The 24844-nt window shown below is 73.5% G+C and carries 1 protein-coding gene (cut by both window edges); it reads left to right on the forward strand.

Every position in this 24844-nt window falls within one protein-coding gene, locus tag ABEE00_RS22400, for a lonely Cys domain-containing protein, read on the forward strand. The gene is 57861 nt long; 12958 of those nucleotides lie to the left of the window and 20059 to its right, leaving coding positions 12959-37802 in view, spanning codon 4320 (partial) through codon 12601 (partial); the first complete codon in view begins at position 3. Both codon boundaries (start and stop) fall beyond the window edges.

Raw genomic sequence — 24844 nt, forward strand, 5'->3', positions numbered from 1 at the left:
CTGAGCTGGGGGCGCTGCCCTCGGACGTGCCGGTCGTCTGGGTCCATCCGTTCGCCGGCCGGGACCATCTGCCCTTCCTGCGCGAGGTCAGCCGCCTCATGGACCGCCGGATCGTGGTCGCCACCGGCGAGGGCACGCTCCACTTCGACGAGGAGCTGGGCGGACACCGGCTGGCGATGATCTACCAGGGCCGGGGTGCCCCGGAGACCAAGCGTCCGGCGGTGGGCGAGTGGGGCTGGATCGGGGAGGTGCGCAAGCCCTTCGACCCCCAGCCCGACCGGAGGTGGACGGCCTGGGACGGGCAGTTGCTCCCCGAGAGCGGGATGAAGCGCTGGTTCGGTGCCAGCGGCGAGAACGGCCGGCTCATGTACGTCGGCAGCTTCGCTGATGAGGAAAGCGCTCTGCCCGCTTCGGCCGGCGCCAAGGTGCTGCACGACTGGGTGGCGCACACGGTGTTCACGGCGCGGGGCCAAGTGATCCTCGGCTACGAGAAGCGGCCTGTCGGGTCGGCGGTGGCGATGTTCGCCGCGCACGGGCTGCCCGGGCTTCTGACGGTCGCGCACGGCTCCGGCTCCACCGAGATGTGGAGCGTGGAAGCGGCGCGGTTCATCGTGGACTCCTTCAAGCGGCTGGGGCTGCCGGACGGCTACGACTTCTACGCGAAGTCCTGCTTCGGCGGCACCGGTCGCGATTACTACGCGCACCACCTCCTCGGCACCGTGCCGGAGGTGGACGACCCGCTGCGGACCAAGTCCATCGCGCAGATCGCCTCCACCATGGGCGGGAAGCCGATCGGGGGGCCCACCGGGGCGGCAGGACTGACCATTCTCGGTGCGGGCACCGAGAATCTGCGCATCGCCCACGCGCACGCCGCTTCCCCCAAGGGCCTGTTGTCCGGTTCGAGGAAGTTCTTCCCCGAGCCGGGGCCGCAGCGGCTCGATCAGCTCTTGTCGGTCGCCGGTCTGGAGGACACCAGCGGTACCCAGGAGGGGGTCGTGGCGGCGCGGCAGCGGATGACCGTGCTGGTGAGCGCGCTGCGAGAGCTGTTCACTCCGGAGATCGAGAAGGACGAGTCCCGCTATCTCCCGCTGGTGGCCGGCATCGGCGCCGTGGAGCGGATGCGGGAGAACGACGAACTGCTCGACAGGTACACCCCGTTCCGTATGGAGCTGCTGCACCTGCTGGCGCGCAGGGGTGACACGCAGCCGCACGGGGCGTACCTCCCCCGGCAGTCCGGCCTGCTGAGCGAGGAGGAGCGCACGCTCCACGAGGACGCGCTGAAGTCCGCGCGGAGTGTGTGGGAGCACAACCCCCGGCAGCAGTTGTCCGAGCTGCTGTCCGAGCCCCATGCCGAGCAGGGCGGGACGCCGCTGCTGGAGGCCGCCTGGGAGCTGATGGAGGAAGCCGACGTCCCCGAGCTGTTCGAGGTGCTCGACCGCTTCGACATGCCGGAGGGCTCCAAGCTGACCCAGGAGCAGAACGGCCGCCTCTTCTGGGCGTACGTGCGCGCCGAGGGCATGGTGCGGGACTTGGGAGACCAGCGGGCCGAAGAGCTGGCACGCGAGGTCACGGGGCTGGAGCAGAGCGACCAGGAGGGCGAGTCCGAACGGGACCTGCGCGCGGAGCTGGTGCAGATCGCCGCGCGCGCGAACGTCTGGCTCCGCGGCACCACCGCGCCCGAGCTGCAAGCCGTGCGGATGGAAGCGCTCGGTTCGGCGATCCTGCCCTGGGACCGTCCCCCCAAGGAGTCCAGGATCCCGAGGGTCGGCGGCTTCGACTGGGCGGGTGCCGAGATCGAAGGGCTGCTGGACCTGAGCGAGGTGCAGTGGGACGGTTCCGATAGCTGGGAGCCCGCTCCGTGGTTCCCGAAGGACCGGGCCGGAAAGCCGGTGCCCCGGCCGGCCGTGGTCTTCAACGTGGGGGTCCATGACGACGGTTCCCCCATCCTGGACCTGCCGAACGGATCGGTGTACCCGAGCTGGCAGGGCGTTCTTGAGCTGATGTACCGCTCCGGTGCCTGGGATTACGTACGTCAGGTCGAGTCCCCCGTGATCCTGCCGTTCCCGGTGCCCGAAGGGCTCGCCCAGGAGCTGTCCAACCTCACCGGGCGTGACGTGTGGTACTACACGGGCGACACGGAGTTCGTGCAGGCGGACGGCGATTCCGGCCCCTGGCGGCTGACGCTGCTGCCGGAGAGGGAGACCGGGCAGCCCGGCCACTGGGTGATGAAGGAGTGGCAGCGCCCCCAGCCGAGCCGCGATCTCGTCAAGAACCCGCCGATACCCACCGCGCCGACGACCGCGTCCACGGTGCTGCTCCGCCAGCCCCTGGCCACCAGGCAGCCGGATGCGGTCACCACGATGAACGCGGCCGGCACGGCCGTGGCCGAGGACGTCCGCGACACCGCCGCCGACACTGCCGGGCAGTCCACGTCCCGTTCTTCGGGGAGGGTCAGTCACACCAAGGGTTCGCAGATGCCGCGGGGTGGCTTCGGCGGGCAGTGGGGCCAGGAATCCGTGCCGGCGGGGGCCGGGTCTGCTTCCGCGTGGGGGCAGGCGTCGGTTCCGTCGGCGGCGCCGTCCGGTGGGCTGGTGTATGCGCCGGAGACGCGTTTGGCCGGTTCGTTCGGGTCGGGGCGCAACTACACCGGGCAGCGGCTGGGCGATTTTGATTTGTCGCGGTCGTGGTTGCGTCTTGCGGAGCCGGGCGAGGGCCAGGAGCCGTTCGAGGAGCAGTCCACTCCGGTGAGTGGGCCGGTGCATGTGGTGGTGGCCGAGGGCGGTCCTGAGGGGCTGTATCTGCCGGTCGGGCCTGGTGGGGCGTCGACTCTGGTGGGTCCTGGCCATGTCGCGGAGGTGATTGCCGGGGATCCGGAGCGTCCCGCTGGGGTTCCGGTGGTGTTGTTGACGCCGAACGGGGGCGGCGGTCTGGCGGTGTTGCCGCGGTTGGTGGCGCATCGCGCCGGCGTGACCACGGTGTCGATGGATGCGCTGGGTTATGAGTGGGTGGATCCGGAGGACACGGGGCGTCCGCAGGTGGCGTTCGCCGAGGATCCGGACTGGGAGCGTCGGGCCGGGCAGTGGCTGACGAGTGAGCCGGGGATGCTGCCGGATCCGGGGGTGTTGCCGGCTCCGGGGCAGTGGGGCTTCCGTCCCTTCGGCGATCCGGAGTTCGGTGAAGAGCGGCTGGTGACGCATGCGTTGACGCGTCCGGGGGAGCATGCGTCGATCGGGCGGGCGTTGCACGAGTCGGCTGATTTCGCTCCGAACGAGTGGTCGTACAGGCCGATGCCGGCGGTGGAGTATTACGCGCGGTGGGATCCGGAGACCGATGCCGAGGGTCCGTTGCTGCCGTTGCCGTCGGGGATGCGGAACGCGTACATCCTCGCCACGCATGAGGCGGCCAATTTCACGTTGGCGGGGGCGTACACCGAGCGGCAGCCGGATGGCAGTACGGCGGAGATCGACACGTATCTGAGGCCGGAGGAGATCGGCCGGTTCATTCGTCGTCGTCCCAGTTTCCGGGGCCGGGACGGGGTGTGGCTGGACGCGTGTGAGGGGCTTCAGCAGTCGGATGATCCGCTGGTGGTGCCCTCGCGTGCGGAGCAGGTGCGTGCCGGGTCGGGTTCGCGGCTGTGGGCGTATCAGCGGAAGGCCAACTATGCGGAGGCGACGGAGGACCGGCCTGCGCGGCTGTTGTTCCAGGGGCGCCTGGACGAGCCGGGCCCTGACATCGCGGAGCTGCCACCGCCGGTCGACGGTGATGGGCAGTTGTCGTTCCTGGCGGACTGGTCGGGGCTGCATCCGAACATGCCGGAGCGTGAGGTGCGGGCCCAGCGGTTCGTGCGGGCGCTGCGGCTGGGCTTCGGTTACGGGGTGGAGACCCCGGAGCGTGCCGGTGAGTTCGGGGAGTATCTCCAGGGGCTGGGCGCCTTGGAGGGGATGCGGTGGCAGTTCGGTGAGACGGCGCCGCTGACGAAGGCGCGGCTGGATCAGGTGCTGGCCGCGTTCTATTCGGGGCACGGCATGGCGGTGCCGGGGGAGTTCGGGCAGGCGCTGGACGGGCTGTTGCGGCAGGCTTCGGGGCAGGTCGGCCGGGGGATGCCGTTCCAGGAGTTCGTCCGTAGCCCGGACACCATGCCGCAGTTCTCTCCCGTCCCGGGCGGGCCGGCGGGCACGAGTGTGTCCGGCGGGCTGTCCCAGGCCGGGGCCTGGGGCAGGATCAGCCACACCAAGGGCAGGTCCGGCACGGCGGCACAAGGGTCCGCGGCCTCCGACGCCACCGCCACCGACGCCACCGCCACCGACGCCACCGCCACCGACGCCACCGCCGACACCGCCGCCGGCGAAACCGCCGCGCAGACCGCGGACTTCGGCTTCGGCGAGGGCCACAGCGTCGACCCGTCGCTGGACTTCGGCTTCGGGCCCGGACGGGGCATCCCCGAGGAGGCCGTGCGGCCCGTCGCCGAGCACTGGATCGACCCGTCGCTGGACTTCGGTTCGGGTCCGGGGCAGGGCGTGTCCCAGGGCGACGCCCGGGCCCGGCAGGGGAGTTCGCTGGACGAGGCGCGCGCGGCCGTACAGGACCTGTTGAACGAGAGCGTCCGGCAGCGCCGCGCCCACGACCGCGAGGTGGCCGAGCCGCCCCGCTCGGCGGACGACGGCTACCCGGCCGTCCCGACGGGGTCGGCCAGCCGGGCCCCCGCGACGGCGCCGCGCGCGCTGACGCCGGAAGAGCAGCTGGAGTGGGCGAGGTTCACCGCTCATCAGCGGCAGGCGGGGTGGCTGCCCGGCCAGGGGACGGAGCGCCCCGACTTCGACACGTCGGTCACCGAGGCGCTGGACTATGTGCGCGCCCTCCAGCGCGAGGCGCTGCACGCGCCGCGCGACACGAGCGGCGCACCGCCGCAGGACGTGGCCAACGGCCGGGTGACGCTGCCGATCGCGCACCTGGGGACCGACAGCGTCCCCTACCTGTACGAGACGGCTCCCGGTGCCGCAGGGAACCCGGTCATCACCGAGGGCGACAGGCAGACGTTCCCGGACGGCAGCAGCCTGGAGCGGCACGCCGCGCTCGTCGGCGGCACGGACATCGACCTGCGGAACCCCGTGGCCGTCGCCGACCGCATCGTCGAGGCGCTCGACCCGCACCGCAAGGACAGGGAGCGGGTCCGCACCAAGCTGCTGAACAAGCTGCGGCAGCGCCCGACGGGGCTCCTCGCCCGCATTCCAGGGACGCCAGGGGAGCTGGAGAACGGCTTGGAGCCCGGCGCGGCGGGCGACGGTTTCGCGCTGCCGTACCGGGGCGCCGACAAGGTGTGGCGCCTGGCGAAGATCAGGGCGCGCAACTTCGGCGACTACGCGGTCTACGAGGACGCCGGCACCGTCAAGGTCGTCGAGCGGCAGCGCGTCAACGAGAAGAGCGCCACGGCCACGCAGCTCAATTCCGCCCGCAAGCCGGCCTTCGGCGTCGGCAACTGGCCGGGCACCGACCTCACCGGCATGGGCAAGGTCGAGGTGGCCGGCAGCTACAACCAGGTCGAGTACAAGACCCTGCAGGGCACCACCTTCCAGGAGGTCCGTCAGGCGCGTGGGCTGGGCGGCAGCCACTTGTACGTCAACAACGCGGTGTACGACGTCGAGGCGTACCGGCAGGACGAGAACGGCCTGCTGGTCCCCTCGGGGTCCTCGGCGGACGCCGCGGGGTCGCCGCACGTGACCAGGCTCGTGATGCGCGACGGCTTCCAGTGGCGGGTGCCCGGCGGCATGACGCGGAAGGTGGCGGACGGACCGCTGGGGATGCCCCGCGAGTTCCACTTCCCCGCCAAGGCGTCGCCCGACCAGGTGGCCGTCGACAAGTTCGTGATGCCCTCGGCGGTGACCGACTGGGTGCTGGGGATGATGCACGACTGGGCCGGCGTGGACCTGGGGGACGACGCCGCCGCCGTCGCGCTGGAGGCGTTCGGCCAGGACGCGGTGCGCTCCGCCGCGGTCGTCGCGGCCCGCGGCTGGCAGGAGACCCCGACCCTGATGGCGAAGGGCCGCAACGTGGGCTCCTTCACCTGGCGGGTCGTGCTCGACCGTACGAAGCCGGCGAGGCTGGAACGCCCCGTCTACGAGGACAACATCCGTACGGAGGGCGAGAGCAGCTCGAACGTGGACCTCTCGCAGTCCGCCGCGAAGAGCTTCGCCGTCAACGCCGCCGGCGGACTGGTCGGGAACATGCCGGGCTTCCGCGCCCAGGCGGTCGGCGGCGGCACCCTCAGCACACAGCGCACCGACGCCACGACGCTCGCGCACTCCGCCACGTCCAAGATGTCCAGGGAGGACAAGGGCACGCACGGCGAGTACGAGGTGAGCGTGCGGGTGGACATCAAGTACCACCCGCCGCACAAGATCGCTGCCGCGGCCCCGCCGCCGCACATCGCCCACCTCGATCCGCGGGAGCTGACCCAGGGCTTCCCGGCGAAGGGCATGATGCGCACGCCCGTCGAGGAGGCGCGGGAGTGGGCCGGCTGGGACACGGGCCGCAGGGCGCGGATGGCGTACGGGGGCCGGGCCCCCGAGCCGCCCGAGGAGCTGCGTGGCCAGAACGTGTTCGCGCTGATGCTCGGCCAGACCGGGCGGTTCCTCGGGGCCGAGCTGATCAGCGGTCCGCCGCTGCCCCGGGCCGAGACGCGGCGCGAGAGGCTGGCCAGGAGCAAGGAACAGCGCCGCAAGCTGACGAAGGCGAAGCCGCAGCCGAAGCCGCAGTCGAAGCAGCTCCCGAGGCAGCGCAACAGGCTCAGGAAGCCGATGCCGCAGCAGCCGCCCGTGACCTCTCCCGTGACCGGGCCCTCGGCCGCCGTACAGAGCGCCGAGGGGCCGCGGGAGCAGGCCAGGAGGCAGCGGCGCAGGCTGCAGAAGCCGATGCCGCAGCCGAAGCAGCGGCAGCCGCGGCCGTTCGCGAACTACCCCGCGATGGGGTCCTCCAGCTCCGTACCGGCCAGTGACGGGTCGCGCGAGCAGCTCACGGAGCAGCGGCGCGGCCAGGTCATGCGGCCCGGCTCCAGCAGGTCGACGCTCTCGCAGAGCCCCCGGCACGGCGGCACGCTCTCGTCCGGCGCGCTGCAGCAGGGCGAGGAGCTCTCCTCCTCGTACCGCTCGCGGATGCCGGCGGCCCTGCGCCGCCTGCACAAGCTCGCCACCAGGGGGAGCGGCCACAGCCAGAGCGCTCAGGATGTGGAGCTGCCCCGGCTGTTCGTGGAGGACACCGACGCCGGCAGCCGGGAGGACCTGACCCCGCGGACGCCCGAGCAGGGCCTCGGCACGGCGGGGAGCGCGAGCGGCGCCAGCCAGGAACGGCTGGCCCCGCCGTCTCCCGGACGGCCGCGGAGCGGCACGGCGGGAAGCGCCACGGCGGGAAGCACCACCAACCTGGCGGAGCCCACGGACGACCGGCCGCTGGCGTACCAGATGGTGGACCACATCATCGAGGCGCTGAAGGGCCATCCCGACCTGAGGTTCTTCGTGCAGGCCGCGCCGTCCCGGAAGCGGCGTGCCCTGAACCGGACGCGCTACGCCGTCATGCCGCCGCTGCGCAAGGGCTCCACGGCGGTGCGCAACGCCGGCCGTTCCGGGTGGGCCGCGCTGCGCGGAAGGCCCCGCCCCCCGGCGCAGAAGGCCACGCTCGAATACCCTCCGGTGGGCCGGAGGGCGGGCAACGCCATGCGCAATCGCCGGCAGATCGCCACCAAGTCCTCGCCGATGGCGTTCGATCCGCAGGTGGCCGTCCTCTTCGACGGTGAGAAGTACTTCGTCGTCCTCTCCCACACCAACCGGACGACCAGGCAGAGCGTCGTTCTGGAGGTCAGTGCCCAGAGCTGGGACGAGCCGCGGTGGAAGGGATTCCTCCGGGACCAGAGCGGCCGCGGTGCGCTGAGCGGCAGCCGCGGCATGACGCAGAGCTCCCAGACGACCCCGGGCCTGTCCGGTGGCATCGGCGCGGACGCGGGCCCGAAGCTGCTCACCCCGTACAACCGGCTCACCCCCGGCGTCGGGGCGACCCTGTCGGGCCAGAACGGCCGCAAGGGCGAGGACGGCTGGAGCGCGGGAACCGAGAACCTGGTGGGCACGGGGCAGGGGCTGCACGCCTACGACACCCGCGTGACCATCAGCGTGAAGGCGTTCAGGGCGCGGGTGCCCAGGACGGCGCTGCGGATGTTCACCGGCTCGCTCTTCCGGGTGGACGAGCTTCCGCAGGATCTGGCCGGGCCGATCCAGCGGGCGACGAAGATCCCGATGCGCGGCGGGGACAACGAGGGCGCGATGGTCTTCAGGACCCGTGCGCGCATCTTCCACCCCGACGCCCTGATGCCGGAGAACCTGCGCCGGGTGCGCAGGGTTCCGGGGGCCGTGGACCGTGCGGCGTCGCAGCCCGCGGCGACTCAGCGGCTGCCGGAGGCGGAGGCGCAGGCGCGGGCCGACGGCGCGCTCGCGCGTCCGGTCACGGACATGCAGCGCGCGCACCGCACCCAGCTCACCCGCGGTCACGAGAGGGCGGTGGCCGAACTCCTCGCGGATGTGGTGCGGAAGGTCGCGCCGGGCACGATCCAGCGGGCCCTGACGTTCGTGACCAGCAACGAGCACCAGAGCATGAACATGCTCGTCAGCGACGGGAAGCTGGTCTCCGAGATCGAGACGATGCTCGGGGGCCGCTGGGACATCTCCCGCATCTACATCCAGGGCCAGATGTTCCGGCACGTCGCCGAGGTGCGGCTGCACGCCTCCAGCCCGGGCCAGCGGGTGCGGGACGGCATCGACAAGGACGCGGGCACCGAGCGGTCCACCACCGGCGCCTTCAGCGCGGGCAGCGGCACCTCGCGGCAGACCACCTTCGATGTGAGCGGGCGCCTGACGGGCGGCGCCGGCATCCACTCCGCCGATCCGGGCGAGGTGCCTGGCCTGGTCATGGGCGGCCCCTCGCTGACCCTCTACAACCAGAGCTGGGGCGGCGGCGATTCGGTCGTGCTCACCGCCCAGCGGGCGGTCGGCGAGACCAGGTCGGGGCGGAAGGTGCGCCTCGTCCAGGACCGCACCGTCTACGTGGCGGAAGCCTTCATCAGGTCGCGCAACCGGATCTCCCCGTCGGAGGGCCACGCCGTCTCGGGTACGGAGGTGTCCCAGAAGCGCGAAGAGCTGATGGACTTTCAGGAGGCGGAGCGCCTCGGGTTCATCGACAACGGCCTGGAGAAGCCCGCGCCGCCGGCCCGGGTGCGCCCCGCCCTCGACTCCCCCGAGCTGGTGTCGGTGCGCGGGATGATCGACGCGGAGCCCGCGCTTGAGGAGTTCGCGCGGCAGTTGAGGGAACACGGGATGGGGCTGGCGCTGCCCGAGCTGTCCCTGAAGGACCTGGGCGCGCTGCGCGAGGAACTGCGCAACCTGCTGACCGACAAGAACGCCATCGCCGGCCTCTACGACCAGCTCGCCCAGGAGGAGGGCGTCAGCCTCCGGCACTTCCACAACAAGGCGTACGTCCGCGGCGCCGGCGACTGGTGGAACCCGAGCAAGGTCCGCTGGGGTCCGCTCACCGGCTCCGTGCGCGTCCGGCTGGTGCGGGGCGAGCCCGTCGATCTCCAGCAGCCGCACTATCAGAACGATGTCGAGTTCGAGGACTCGTTCAACACGAAGACGTCGAAGTCCACCACCTACGCGAACGTCAAGCGGCTGGCCTTCAACTTCCTCGGCATGTTCGGCACCCAGCGCAACAGCCCGGGAGGCGAGGCGGTCGGCGAGAGCGGCGTCGGGAACACGAACGCGGCCGTCGGCCTGCCCACCAACCGCGGCGACACGGAGGCGAACGAGGCGGTCGACCTCCCCGTCATCACCTTCGGGGGCGACGGCCGGCAGAACGACTTCGAGGTACCGATCGAGGTCGAGCTGACCTACACCCGGGACGACGGGACGACGATCCCGGTCAGGCGGCCGGCGGGCAGCATGATCGAGCAGTGGTCCGACGCGCTGGTCAGGCAGGAGGACCCGGAGGCCGGGACGGCGGACGCCGGGGCGCAGGAGCGCCCCGAACCGCGGCCGCTCAAGGTCACCGAGGTGAGCGGGGACGAGGAGTGGGGTCCGGGCTCGCAGACGACGCTCGGTGAACTGCTCAGGGCCCCCCGGCGCCACGGCGTGAAGGTGCTGCGCGTGCCGGACGCCACCCGCCTCCAGGAAGCCGTGTTCGCCGTGCTCGACCGCGGCATGGGCCGGGACGCCGAACGGGAGAGGGACGCCGCAGAGCCCGCCGGGACCGGAACCGAGGGGACCGGTGCGTCCGCGCCCGGTACCGCGGAAACCGACGGGACCAGTGCGTCCGCTTCCGGTGAGTCCGCCGGGACCGGGACCGACGGGACCGGTGCGTCCGCTTCCTGGCGCCGTGCCCTCGACCACGTAACCCCCGGCCCCGGGCGGGACCACACCACGCTGACCCGTCCCGGCACCCAGCCGCGGCAGATGGCGCAGACCCTGCTCAACAGCCGCTTCCTGCGCGGGACCGCGAAGAAGATGCTGGAGAAGGAGGGCCTCGGCCTGCCGGACCTGCACGACGGTTCCGCCGTCGGGAAGGCGGTCGGAGGCATCACCGTGCGGGCGCGTCCCGCCGACGGTGCCAGGTCGCGCATCACCGGGGTGTCGGACGACGTCCAGATCCACGACGACCGCAGGGCACTCAACGCCTCGCAGCACGCCGAGGGCGCATCGGGCCTCAGCACCGGCTTCAACAGCTCCTTCAACCCCGCGATCTCCACCGGGAACAACCCCGCGGCGGGGAACAGCTTCCCCAGCGAGGACGTCCCGCTGCTCTCCAGCGACGAGGCAGGCAGCGGGCAGCACGGGGTGACCTCGGGCGTGCAGGTCCGCTCCGCGCCCGGAGCGGAGCGCACGTTCTTCATCGCGTCGAAGATGGACTACCGGGTCGAGGGCGGCGCCGAGAAGAGCTGGGCCAAGCGGTTCACCGGAGCCGTGCACCGCCTCTTCCGCGGACGGCCCCGGGCCTCCTGGCACGGGAAGCGGTTCGCCGTCGGCTTCACCTCGGACGGCGAAGAGCTCATCGCGGTGACGGAGTCCGAGGCACGGGCCAAGGGCTACCTCACCGACGAGAACTTCCCGAAGGCGCTGAGCGAGGCGTTCGATCACGTCAAGGACCTGAGCAAGAAGGAAAGCGACGCCTGGAAGGCGAACAGCGAAGCCGCCATCAAGGTCGAGCGCGACTACGAGGACCTGTACGCCCTGCTGAGCGAGGCGGGCCGGGCCGAGCGCACCGAGCAGTGGTCGCTGGCCGGGAACGACGCCGCCTCCGATTTCGCCGAGCGCTACCGGGCGGCCGCGGGCAGGCTGACCGACCACCTGGCCGAGCTGGCGCAGCACCGGGACGCGTACGAGCGGCTGTCCGCCGAGAACACCAAGGCGAAGCTGGCAGCTCAGCGGCAGCTCGACTGGTACCAGCAGGACCCGGCCACGCGGGAGGAGTCGGCGAAGCCGGCCGCGTACGAGGCGGACGAGGCCGACGGCGCCCTGGCCACGTCGCAGCACCTGCTGGGCCGCCCCGGCGAGGCGGGGGACCGCACCCATCCGGCCGCGGTGCCCTCGGCGCACGAGGCCGAGCCCGGCATCCCGCTCTACCGCAACCAGCGCGTCCAGAAGCTGATCATGGAGGCCGACTCCCCCGGCGGTCTCTGGGCGGGCAAGGTTCCGCCCCAGCACCATCTGGTGCGCGAGCTGTTCAAGGCCGACGGGCTGCGCGAGGCGCTGCGGGGCAAGCGCGCCGAGCTGGCCGAGGCGCAGGCGGCGGGCGACGAGGACCTGGCCACGGTGCGCCGCGGTGAGATCGCGTACCTGCACGAGGCGCTGGAAGGCGCGCACGAGAGCGCGCGCGGCCTGCTGGAGGGGAGCGCCGAGCGGATCGCCGAGCTGCGGGCCGCGGCGGACGAGCCGGGCCGGCGTGACGCGGAGGAGCTCGGGCAGGCGGCGGACCGGCTGGAGAACGGCGGCCCGCTCGAGGTCCTGCGCGGTGAGGTGGACGAGCGGGCGGCGGAGGTCGCGCAGGTGCGCGACGCGCTGGACAAGCTGGACCGCCCCGTCGACGGCTCCTCCCGGGGCCCGGCCGCCTCCGAGCGGTTCTCGGCGCAGGAGGAGGCCGCGCTCCGTGAGCGGCTGGAGAAGCTGAGCGGTGAGCTGGAGCGGGCGCGGGTGGAGCAGCGTGTGCTCGACAGCGCCGCGCGGCTGCCCAGGCCCTCGGTCCTGCCCAGGACGCGGCCGAACAAGGACCTCACGGACCGCGAACGCGACGCGCTGGAGCTGCAGGAGGCGCTGGCGAAGCCGGTCGCGGGCGAGGCCGCGCGCGCCGGCGAGGACCAGCCCGTCACCCACTACGTCGGCATGGACGGCACCGTCTACGACGTACACGACCCGCACGACGCCGCGCACCCGGAACAGACGAAGGGCGAGGGTCTGCCGCTGTCCCTGGCGGAGAGCCTGAAGGGGCTGCACGAGCTGGGCGAGCGCCCCGGCGACCCCTACGCGGGCGGCACGGCACAGGAGCGCGCCCGGCAGGTGCGCGCCGACCTGGCCGAGCAGGTGCGGCAGCGGCCTGAGCTGGCCCGCGACTGGTTCGGCACCGAGGCGAGGGACGTCTTCACCGTGGAGGACCTGCGCGCCGCGGGCCTCCACGGCACGCTGGACGCCAAGCACCAGCGCGAGTTCGACCAGGACGGGGTGCTCCACGCCGACGCCCCGCTGACGCCGGAGCAGCAGGCGGCGCTCCTGATCCGCCAGCTCCTGCGCGACGGGGACACCTCCGTCGGCGGCCTGGAGAAGGCCGGTTACGACAACGCGGCGTCGGACTACATCCCGCAGCTCTTCGCGCGGCTGCACGGCGTCGACGTACACGTGATCATTCCCGGCCAGGGCGAGCTGACGTACCACCCCGACGGTCTGGACACCCCGGACCCGCAGCCGGAGTCCGGCCGCCCGGCCGTCCGCCTGCTGCTGGACGACGGCACGTTCAAGGCCCTGCTCCCGCGCCGCCTGCACGCCCCGGAGAGCGGCGGCGCGTGGGCACCGCAGGAGGGAGAGGGCCGGCAGGCCCCGGCGACCGAGGAGACGCCGGACACCGCTCCGCAGCAGGCACAGGAGCAGGGGCAGGAGGCGTCCCCGGCGCCGGCGCAGGACACCGCTCTGGAGACGATCCCGGAGGAGGACGAGTCCGAGTCCGGGCCGTCCGCGGGGCAATCGGCCGCGGCGGAGTCGGTTGCGGGGGAGGAGTCCGCGCCCCGGCGGTCCGTTCTGGAGACGATTCCGGAGGAGGACGAGGCCGCGGCGGAGTCGTCCGTGGCCGGGCCGGTCGCGGGGGAGGACTCCGCCCAGGAGGCGTCCGCCGCTGAGCCAGCCGTGCCGGAGCACGCCGCGACGGACCCGGTCGTGTCGAGGTCGTCCCTGTCGAGGCCGTCCGCGCTGGAGACGATCCCGGAGGACGACGAGTTCGCGCCGGAGCCGTCCGCCGCCGGGTCGGTGGCGGGGGAGGACTCCGTCCAGGAGGGGGACGCGACGGACCCCGTCGCGCAGCCCGCCGAGAACACCGGCGCCGAGGACCCGGCGTCCGGCGAGAACCTCGCCGAGACCCTCGTCGAGAACCCCGCCGACAGGACGCTCTCGGCGCATGTGCGCGGCTACGGCGCGGCGTACGACGCACGGGTCGGGCTCGTCGAGTTCAGCCCGCTCGCCGCCCCCGTGCTCGACGGGCTGCACCGGCAGATCGTCGAGGTGCTGGGCCTGGCCCCGGAGAGCGCCACGGGCCGTGACGTACGGGGCCAGCTCGCCGACCGGCTCAGCGCCGCCGAGTTCATCACGCAGCGGCCGGCCTTCCGCAGCGTCGAGGGAGCCCCCGTCACGGTGCTGGTGGACGGCACCCCGCGGACCGTGCGGGTGCGGATGCGGATGACGGACCCGCGGCTGTCGGAGAGGTACGGCCGGAACGCCGGGGCCGTGCCCGACATCAAGATCGAGCAGATGGTCCACGGGGTGCTGGGCGCGTCGAGCGCGTCCGGTTCGGCGTCGGCGCGCGGGATCTCCGTGGCGCCCCTGGTGTTCTACAACCAGACGGACGGGCCCGTCTTCTGGGGCGACACGACGTACACCTTCTCGCTGACGCACCACCAGCGCGCGCAGACGGTCACGGTCGAGGACTCGTCGCAGACCAACGTCATGATGCGCGCCTTCGACCCCGCGCATCCGGTGGACCTGACGGGCTGGTGGCAGGCGCAGGAGGTGCCGGCCGACGGCTCCGCGCTGCCCGGCTGGAGCGAGGAGCGGGAGCACGGGCCGGTCACCGTCTGGTTCCCCGAACACCGCGCTTTCGAGAGGGAGTCGGCCGACCCCCTGCCCGAGCCGATGGCGATGGGCGACCTCCCGCTGCACGGTGTGGAATCCGTACCCGACCCCAGCCGGCTGCTGGCGGGGATACTCCGTTCCGAGAACCTCGCCGATCTGCACAGGCTCGACGGCGGCTCGCGCACCGAGCTGGGGACCTTCCTGTCGGAGCGGATGCTGCGCGGGACGGTGGACGCCCAGACCAAGAACGGCATCTACTCGCCCCCGCTGCGGGACGGCCGCGGCAACGTCGTCGGCGTCGGCAGGCTCGACGCGGTGATCACTCCGGGCGTGCCGGAGACACAGAGCCCGGACGGCCTGTCCTCGCTGGAGACCTGGCACATCCGCAACTCCGGCACCACCAGTTCGCGGCAGGTCTCCAACGCGGCGGGAGTGGAGGCCGCGGGCGGCGCCCTGGTCACCAGCGACCGGAGCGAGGAGCACGCCGACGCGTTCAACGCCTGGGGCGGCGGCGTCTCGGGCAAGGCCGGCGCGAGCCTGTCGAGGAACGCCGGGCAGAACACCAGCAGTGCCTCGCAGTTCATGGTGGCGCTCTACAGCTCCGCCGGGAATCTGGTGACCCCCGCCACCGTCCAGTACAGGTTCACCCTGTTCCACGCCGAGGGCGGGGAGTCGAGCGACACCTTCGGGCCCTGGGACGACGACGGCATGGTGCTCCGGCTCCTGCCGCGGGAGACGGCGCTGGGCCACGCTCCGGGCGAGGACGAACGGCGCGCCCTGCCGCCGAACCTGGAGAAGCTGACCGGGCTCGGGCTCTCCACCGTGCCCACCGCCGTCACCGGCCCCGAGCCGCTGTTCGAGCGGCTGGAGCGGTGGCTGCGGCAGGAGGGCTTCCTCCCGCCGAAGACCGCCCCGACCTCGTACGTCCCGCAGATGTCAGGGGAGCCGGTCCGCGCGGCGCGGCTGAAGAACCTGCTGACCCTGGAGCAGGCGCGCTCCTGGCACGAGTCGGCGACCACGGCCGCCGAGGTCGTGGACGGCGGGCACCCCTTCTACTTCGAGCTGCCCGGCACGGTCGGCACCCGTACGGTGGCCCTGAAGCTGTGGGCCGTGGAGGACGAGGAGCGGAGCTCGCGGCACACCCGCGTACTGCCCGACGTCCACACCCAGGGCTACGTCGACCGCGAGTCGCGCGGCGGGCACCAGGACGGCTGGGGCGGCGAGTGGAGCTGGGGCTTCTACGGAGGCCCGCTGCTGCCGAGCACCGAGTGGCCCGCGCTGTCGACCCCGCTGGACTTCACGCACAAGCCGCACCAGATCTCCCGCTCCAGGACGTCCGGGTCCGCCGTCGGCAGCTCCCAGTTCACGATGGGCACCGAGGGCGGCAGCCACGTCTTCGAGAGGCCGGCCGTCTTCGGTCTCGACCTGTACGAGGGCACGGCGCCCGAGCCGAGCATCCGGTTCGCGCAGGAGGACCCGGCGCGGGAGGCCGAGGGCGACGCCGTGGCGGAGACCTCCGAGGCCGCGCGGCCCGCCGAGGACGCTTCCGGCGCCGTGGAACTCACCGCCATGGAGCCCGAGTCCGCTGGTCCCGAGTCCGCCGGGTCCGCCTCCGCCGGTCCCGAGTCCGTCGAGGCCCCCTCGGCCGGGGTCTCCTCGGCCGAGGAGCAGCAGGCCGAGACCGTCGGCCGGGGCAGCTTCACCTTCGTCGTGGAGCACCTGCGCACCGTGGACCCGGGCCAGGAGCGGACCGTGATCCCGAAGCCGGTGATCCGACGGCCCGTCACCGACGGCTCGGCCCACGACGACACCGTGCGGATGAACAGCCTGGTCGACCCGAACGGCACGCCGCTGCCCGGCGCGATGCTGATCCCGGACGACGTCGAGGTGGACTTCTACAACGTGTCGGGCCCGCTGCGCGAGGTGCTCGACCGCCTCGCGCGCGGTGAACTCCCGCCCGAGGCCGTGCAGCACGGGACACCCGAGGCCGTCCAGCACGGGACACCCGAGGCCGTCCAGCACGGGGCGCCCGAGGCCGAGACCGGCACCGGGAGGGACACGCGGGAGAGCACCGGCACCCCGACCGCCCCCGGCACCGTCCCCGCCTGGGCCAGGTCGGCCGCGAGTCTGGCCAGGTCGGCCGCCGCCTCGGTCGCCGGATGGGCCGCCGACTCGGTCGCGGGCTGGGCCACGTGGGGCCGGGACCGGCTGAGCGACTGGACCACCGGCGGCTCGCTGGCGGACAGGGGCGCCTTCCCGAACCGCGTGCTGGACCACGAGCTGAGCGCGTCGGCGCTGCTCGGACGGGTGCTCCAGAGCCTCAAGGGCGAGTACGTCGTCGGCGGGCTCACCCTGCCGGGGCAGGGCGTCGACCGGGAGTACCTGGTGGACATCAGGGGCTTCGCGCACAACCCGCGGTACATCACCAGCGGCGTCTCCTACATGGAGAACGACCTCAACATCACCGACTTCGCCGGCCGGCAGTCGGGCAGCGGCAGCCAGTGGCAGGCCGGGCCCTCGGTCATGTTCCTCCAGACGCCGCCCGACCCGGAGCCCGACGGCACGCAGCGGGTGGGCCCGCGCGGCAACCCCTCGTTCCGCTACACCTACGGGAGCGGCACCTCCTCCTCGCACGAGGGCAAGACCAGCACGACGACGATGTCCACCCCCACCGAGGCGGGAAACCTGCATCTGGTCGGCGGGGACGTCACCCTGCTGGTGACCCTGCGGTCCGGCTCGCGCAACATCGCGGGCAACGCGGCGGGCTGGGGCGAGCACGCCCCGGTCACGGTGGCCGTCGACGTGCCCCACGGGCTCCAGTTCCTCATGTCGGACGGCCAACTGGCCCGGCACGCCAAGTGGTTCGCCGACGTCCCGGGGATGCCGGAGCCCCAGGTCCAGGAGCGGACCGTGCCGCTGCCCGACAGGTTCGCGCGCACCCGGCAGCTCGGCACGGGCAACGTGCTGTCCGTGACCCAGCTCAGCGACCCGGTCGCCGGGCCCCTCCAGGAGCGGCCCGAGGACGCGGAACCCGCCCCGGGCCGGTACGAGGTACGGGACCGTCTCCACCAGGAGCTGCGCGCGCTGGTCGAGGACGAGGCGCCGGGCGCCATGACCCCGGGTCACGCCGCCTACGACGCGGACCTGCGGCCCTGGCTGGCCAACTTCACCTCGCCCGAGGCGCTGCGCGGGCTGCCGGGGCGCGGGCCCGCCGGCGCCTACCACTACGAGCTGCGCTACCACACCATGGGCGGCGCCCGGGTGGTGGACATCGACATCACGGCCGAGCTGGACATGGAGACGCCGCAGCTGCGCGAGGTGCGCGGGCGGCCCACGGGCCCCGGCGCCGGCCTGGAGCAGGTCAGCGTCCACCTTCCGCACGGCACGTCCGACACCCGCTCGGCCACCACCTCGCACCAGGGCGGCGCCAACATCATCTGGCGCTTCGGGCGGCCGACGCAGCCCTCGCGCCTGGACCGCTTCGGCACGACCCTGGGACTCGGCAGTGCGAAGAGCTCGGGGCACACCGAAGGCGCCGACGCGGACGACCGGTACTGGACGCGTACGGACGACACCGCCGACTTCGAGGGCGTCCCGTACGTCCTCAAGGGGACGGTCCGCTCGCGTCCCGCGACGGGCTGGCCGCTGGACCTGCCAGGCGGCATCATCCGCGGCGGTCTGCGCAGCTGGCAGGACGCCGGCGGCGAGTGGGCGCCCGACACGGTGGGCCACTGGCTGCGGCAGTGGGCGCAAGACACCCTCGGCAACCGCCCGGCCCGCAGCGTCGCCGTTCCGGCCCGTGCGGACCTGCGGTTCACCGGCGCCGACGCGGCCGAGCCCCGGCAGCCCCAGAACCACGTCCGTCCGGCGGTGCTGGAGCGGCGGCCCGACCGCACCGGTGTGCCGCGCCTCGTTCCCACCGGCAGCTTCCCGGTGCTCGGCTTCGACGCGTACCCGGAGCTGGTCGAGGCGCTGCACGCGGTGGCGCCCGAACTGGCGGACACCTGGGCGCCGGCGGGCAGCGCCGACGACACGGTCGCCACGCGCATCGGAGAGCTGATCCAGGCGGGCGACATCAGCCTGCGGCCCTCCGGCCTGACGGACGTACCCACTCCCGGCATGCCCGGCGCCTGGCCCGAGGAGGGCGGGACGGCCGCCTCGGTGGAGGTCCACCTGAGCAACCCGCGTCCGACGACCGACGACGGCGGCACCGCCGTCGACCGGGTGCGGCGCCCCACCCGTTCCGCCGGCACCTTCGCCTCATCCGGCTCCTCCTTCACGATGGGGCTCCAGGGCACCGGCAGCCTGAACGACGAGAACAGCCACCTGGTCCAGGGCAACATCCCGGTGTTCTCCCGGCAGCCCACGACGTTCCAGGACTCGGCCTCCGTCGGCACCGGCCAGCGCGACCGGCGCAGGGAGGGCAACACCTTCCAGCCCGTCGACGCGCGCGGCACCCGCAGCCACCTGACGGCGGTGGACGTGGTGCTGACCGTCCGCGGCTCCGGCGGCACCCGCTACGTCACCGGCGTCGCGGACACCCGCCCCTTCGAGCGCGACCTGTTCGGCCACGGCGTCCTCGGCCCGCGCATCGCGCCCCAGGTGTACGACCTGCCGCGGCTGCTCGCCGACAACGGCTCGCCGCGGCTGAGCGACCTGTCGCCCGACGCGCTCGACCACCTGCCGGAGACGCTCGTCGAGGGCTTCTCCGACGAGGACCGGGCCGTCCAGCTCTGGTTCGCCCCGGCCGAGGCCACGGGCGCCGAGGACCGGGCCCGCGCGCTCTTCGCCGCCTCCCGGGCGGCCGCGTTGTCGGGACGCCCCGTCGAGCTGGCGGTGCCCGTACCCGGCGGCGTCCGCTACTGGCCGTTCGGCCCGGACGGCGCGCTGGCCGATGTCACGGAGGCGACCGACGCCGACGCGACGGCGTTCCAGGACGCCGCCATCCTCTACGCCAGGGCGACGGACGCCATGTACGCGGCGGCCGACGAAGCGTTCGCGCTCAACGGGGAGCGGTCAGCGCTCCAGGCGGACCTCGCCGAAGCCGGCGCGTCATACCGCCTGGTGGACGAGGAGCACCGGCGTGCCCAGCGGGAACTGGCCACGGCCCAGGGCGAGGCGACTGCCGCCGCGGCGGCAGTCGAGGAGGCCAGGGCCGAGTACGACCGGCTCCACGACGAGGAGGTCGTCAGCGAGCGCGCGCTGGACGACCTCCGCGCGGCGGAGGACGACCGCTGGGAGGCCGTGCGCACGGCGCGCGGCGCACTGAACGGTCTCCGGCAGAGCGGCGGGAGCGCCGAAGAGGAGGAGGCCGCGGCGCAGCGCCTGGCCGACGCCGAGTCCGAACTGGCGGAGACCCGCGGTGCCGTGGAGCGGGCCGTGGCGCAGGCGCGTCAGGCCCGGCAGGCGGCGGCGGGTGCCAAGGCCGCGGAGGAGACGGCCGACGAGACGCTCAGGCGTCTGCTCGGCCGCCTCGGCGATGTCCGCGCGGAGGCCGAAGAGGCGGAATCCGAGAAGCAGCGGGCTGACGCGGCATGGCAGCGGGGCGCCGCGGCCAGGGCCGGGGCCGCCGACCGCCTCCGGGAGATCGACGCGGCGCTGCACGCCGCCCGCAGGCGGCAGAGCAGCGAGCTGCACGCGCAGTCCCGCGCCTGGGGACGCGCGCGCAGCGCGTCGGAGGCCCTGCACACGGCCCGCGAGGCGGAGGGCGTCGGCACGGCCGCCTTCCCCCTCAGGACGCTCCTCTCGGCCCCGGCGCACCGTCCGTCCGGCCACGGCTCCGACGCGTCCGCCGCGGACGACGCGGCAGACGGGTCCGACGCGACCGGTGTGTCCGGTCCGTCCGGCGCGGCCGTCACCTCCGGCGCGGCCGTCGCCTCCGGCGCGGCCGTCGCCTCCGGCGCGGCCGTCACCTCGGACGCGGTCGGGGCGAGCGGCACGGCGGACACGGCGGCCGCGGACCGCACCGCCGGTGCGGCCGGTACGGAGAACGCGTCCCGGACGGCGCCGGTCGAAGAGGCGCAGGAAGTGACGCCCCCGCCGCGGCTGCACCTGCGCGGCGGCGCGGCCGAACCCGCTGACCTCGGGCTCAGCGAGCCGAGCGACATCTCGGACGTGTCCGACGCGGAGCTCGGGCTCAGCGAGCTGAGCGACGTCTCGGACGTGTCCGACGCGTCCTCGTCGGACGACGAGGACTCCGACGACGAGGCCGAGAGCATCGCCCGGTCCGCCGACGAGGTCGCGGCGCCGCCCGCGCGCGAGGGCCGGGCCGCCGATGTGCGGCAACCTGTCTTCGCGGACATCCCGAACGTGCGTCCGCGGCCTCTGTCGACGACCGACTACGAGGTCGTCGACGACCGCGGCGACCGCACCGACGGCAAGCTCTTCCGGAGGCCGGCGGACATCGCCTGGGGAGAGGTCGACCCGCCGGGCGAGGACCCGGAGATGGCCGGGCTGATCCTGCCGGTGGAGAAGGAGAGCAGCCACTCGGTCAACAGCCGCCCTCTGCTGTACATCTCAGCCGACCGGTCTCTCGCCCTCCTGGGCAGGTCGGACGGCGAGCACCCCACCAACCAGCAGGTGTACGCGACCCGCGAGGTCATCGCCAGGTCCTCCGCGCGGCTGAGGGCCGCGGGAAGCGGACTGCGGCTGGTGCCCGAGGAGGATCTCTCCATCGTGCCGCGCAAGCCGGACGGCAGCCGCGGTGAGCCCCTGCTGAGGGTCGAGCCGCGCTTCCCCACCGCCTCCGGCCTCTCGAACACCGAGATCTGCCGCGACTTCGCCGAGATGGTGGCGGGGGACGGCCACTCGCTTCCCGTCTCCCACATGGTCTTCCGCGACGCGGACGGGAACACGTCCACGGCGTCGGTCAACGCCATGGACGGCTGGGAGGTCACCGGCACACACCACCTGGCCGAAGGGCTGAGCGAGGTGGCGGCGGGCAAGCGCGCGCTGCGGGAGGTGTCCTCCCAGTGGGCGGCGGACCTCGCGAACAGGGACGGCCGCCTCATGGGCGGTATCGACGGCGCGCCGCAGCCGGGGCATGCCTACGGAAGCGCGCTGAGCTATCTGGAGGGCAACGACCAGCGCGAGACGCTGGCGTCCGCCGCCGCGCGGGCCGGTGTCAACGAGGCCGCGTGGGCGCGGCCGGGGGCGGGCTACGTCATCCAGTCGGTCAGCACGTTCGACGAGGCGCTCGACGCCCCGGTGTTCAGCCGGAACACCGCCAAGCCCTGGGAGGAGCCTGAGACCCACTTCGGCTACCACTTCGCCCAGGTCGTCATGGAGAGCGAGGACGGCGGCCACCAGATCACGCTGGAGAACTACGCGCGGGGCAGGGCCCTCGCGGAGGGCGTCGCCTGGTTCGTATCGCAGAATCTCGCGGCGCATACCGCTTCCGGGCTGCGCAAGCTGGCGGACCGGCTGCGCCGCGAGATCGCCGACATCGAGCAGAGCGGGACCGACGAGGAAACGCTCCCCACGCTGGTGAAGTACCAGCGGGTCGCGGATGCCCTGCTCGACGCCAAGGAGGCGGAGGCCGCCGGCCTGCGGGCCACCGACGAGGGGGAGCGTGAGGCCGCGCGGGATGCGGAGACCCTCGCCAGGCAGCGTGCGGCGAAGGAGATCGAGCGTGCCGCGTCGCTCACGCCCGGCAAGGACATGTGGAGCTTCCACATATACAGCCGGCGTCCCGGCGAGACGATTCACGAACACTACGCGAGCCTGGCGTCCCGGGAGCCGTCGGCGGTGAGCAATCCGCTCACGGCCGTGGTCCTGCACGGTCACCGGCCCAACCGCCTGCACACGACCATCGACTTCCCCTCCGGCTCGCACCGGCTGGCAGAGCAGCAGTGGAAGATCGACGGGCTGGTCTCCTACCTGCTGCGGGTCGCTCCCTGGAACCTGGAGAACGGCTTCCCCGCCCCGTCCGTCACCGTGACGGGACACGCCAACGTCCAGGGCGTCACGCTCGGCGGCGCCGCCGAGCGTGCGCAGCAGCGCGCCCGGACGGTCGTGGACGCCCTGCGCGAGACCCTGGCGCGGCGCCTTCAGGAACGCGCGAGTACGGAGACGGCCGGACCGCGCCTCACCGTCGACCAGTTCGAGATCACTGCGGCCGCCGAGCCGGTGCGCGGCGCCGGCGGTCAGGGCCGCTCGGCGACGATCGGGATCGACGACCACCGCGGCAGCCTCCCCCGGGGCAGCGCCCTCCCGAGCCGCAGCGCCAGCGGTGCGGTCACCCGCAGCGGCAGCCTCCTCTCCCGCAGCGCCAGCGTCCTCTCCCGCGGCAGCGGCCTCAGCAGCGCGCGCAACAGCATCCGCAGCCGGAGCGACAGTGTCCGCAGGAGCCTGAGCCGCAGGATCGGCGGACTGCGCGGCGGCTCGCCGCACACCGGCGTGGACCCGCTGGAGGCGAACTGGGCGGTCGGCCTCCCGGTGACGCTGGAGGAACCCCGGTACGGGGACCTGATCTCCACACGGCAGGTGCCGGTACGGGACGAGGCGGCCGCGGAGAGGTGGTTCACCTTCACCCGTCCGTACCGTTCGCAGTCCGCACCGATGGAGTACCAGGTCAGCGGCGCGGGTGAGGTGCTGCTGCCCGGCAGCGGGCGGCCGATCCCCGGTACGGGCTGGATGAGCTTCGGCCACGACTTCATCCACCCCGCGACCGATGCCTACCTGCGCGGCGACAACGGCTGGGTCGGCTTCGTCGCCAACCCGGACACGCTCGCGGAGGTCTGGGACCTCCTCGCGCCCGAGTCCGCTCCCCACACACTCTCGGCCGACGCCACCGGTCTCTACCTCGTGCCCGAGGACGACGAGGGCGAGGCCGTCCACATCCCGGCCTCGGGCGGCGAAGGGGAGCAGGCGCCGCCGGAAGTGGAGGTCGAGCACCTGGAGCGGTCGGCCACCGCGCCCGGCATCACCGTGCCGCAGGCCGCCGAGCTGACCCGGCGGCTGCTGGAACTGGTCTACGTGCCCGACGACGGCGAGTCGGCGGCGCACGCGCTCAACGCGGTGGCGACCGCCGAGTCCGCGCAGCTCGTCGGGATGCCGCGTCCCGCCGGGGTGGAGGAGCTGCGGGACATCGCCACCGGGCGTCTCACCGAGGACCTGGAGCGGGAGCCGTCCCACCGGCGCCTGTGGCCCGCCCTCGACGCCCTCCCCGTCCCCGGGGCCACGGAGCCCGGGCGGGAACGGAGCGACGAGCAGCGCCGCGCCGACATCTCGGCGATCCGCTCCGGCAAGGAGCCCGAGCGCGGCACCACGGGCCCGCACCGCAGGGACTGGCTCACCCTCGCCGCCGGCGCCCAGGTCCTCGGCGTCCGCGCCCAGGTCCTGCTGCCCGACGGCACCTGGTGGGAGGCCGGACCGTTCAGCGGCCGTGCCGTCGTCATCCTGCTGCTGCCGCAGAGCGGCGAGAACTACGGCAGGTGGGCCGGGACCACCCCCATGAGCCTGTCCGACGCGGACGACGCCCTGTCCGACGCGTCGCTGTCGAAGCTGGCGCCGTCCCTGTACCCGGAGACCGGTGCGTCCCCGGCGCCGCGGCGCGAGGAGCCCCCGGCGGTCGAGACGTTCTTCGGCGCGGCCCCGCGCTCGGACGCGCACGCCGCCGACGCGGGAGACGCGGGCGCCGACCACGCCCAGGCGAGGCGTCCGGTACCGGAGGCCGACGGCTCCCGCCGCTCCGGCGCGCCGTCCGTCTCCTCCGTCTCCTTCGGCACCGAGCCCGCGGCGCCTGCCGCCTTCGGGACCGAACCGGCGGTTTCCGCGACGTCCTCGCGACCCGCGTCCGCCGCCTCGGAGCAGCCGGAGCAGCCGGCGGCCGACGGCTGGTACTCGGACGCGGGTTCGGAGGGCACGCTGGCCGGTTCCGATGTGGAGTCGGACGCGGGTTCGGAGGGCACGCTGGCCGGTTCCGACGCGGAGTCGGACGCGGGTACGTCAGCGACGGCCGGGCGGCAGGACGTACCGGCACAGGACACGGCTCCGGCGCAGGACGCGGCCCCGGCCGCCCCCTTCCGTTCCGCCGTCTCCGCGTACGCGGCGGGTGAGCTGGAGGCGAGGCCGTCGCTCTACGCGCCGCCCGAGGGAGGCACGTCCGTCTCCGTCCACCCGGCACCGGTCCAGGGCGCGCCCGCCGCGGCGCAGACCCCCGTTCCGCAGACCCTCGTACCGCAGACCCTCGTACCGCAGACCCCCGTACCGCAGACCCCCGTACCGCAGACCCCCGTACCGCGGGTCGACCCGGCGACGCATCCGCTGCTGTCGGAGGCGACGGTGCTGCGGGAGCTGTCGGGAGACGCGACGGGGCGGGTGATGATCAGTGACCACGTGGGCGATCTGGTCCCGGGGATCGTGGATCTGTACCGGGTCTCCCCGAACGGTTACACGGAGAAGCGGGTCGGCCGGGCGAAGCCGCCGTGGGGGAAGTCGTACCTCGTGGTGCTCCCCGAGGCCACCCGGCAGGGCGTGCCGCTGAA

The organism is Streptomyces odontomachicola (assembly GCF_039605595.1).
Lineage (GTDB): Bacteria > Actinomycetota > Actinomycetes > Streptomycetales > Streptomycetaceae > Streptomyces.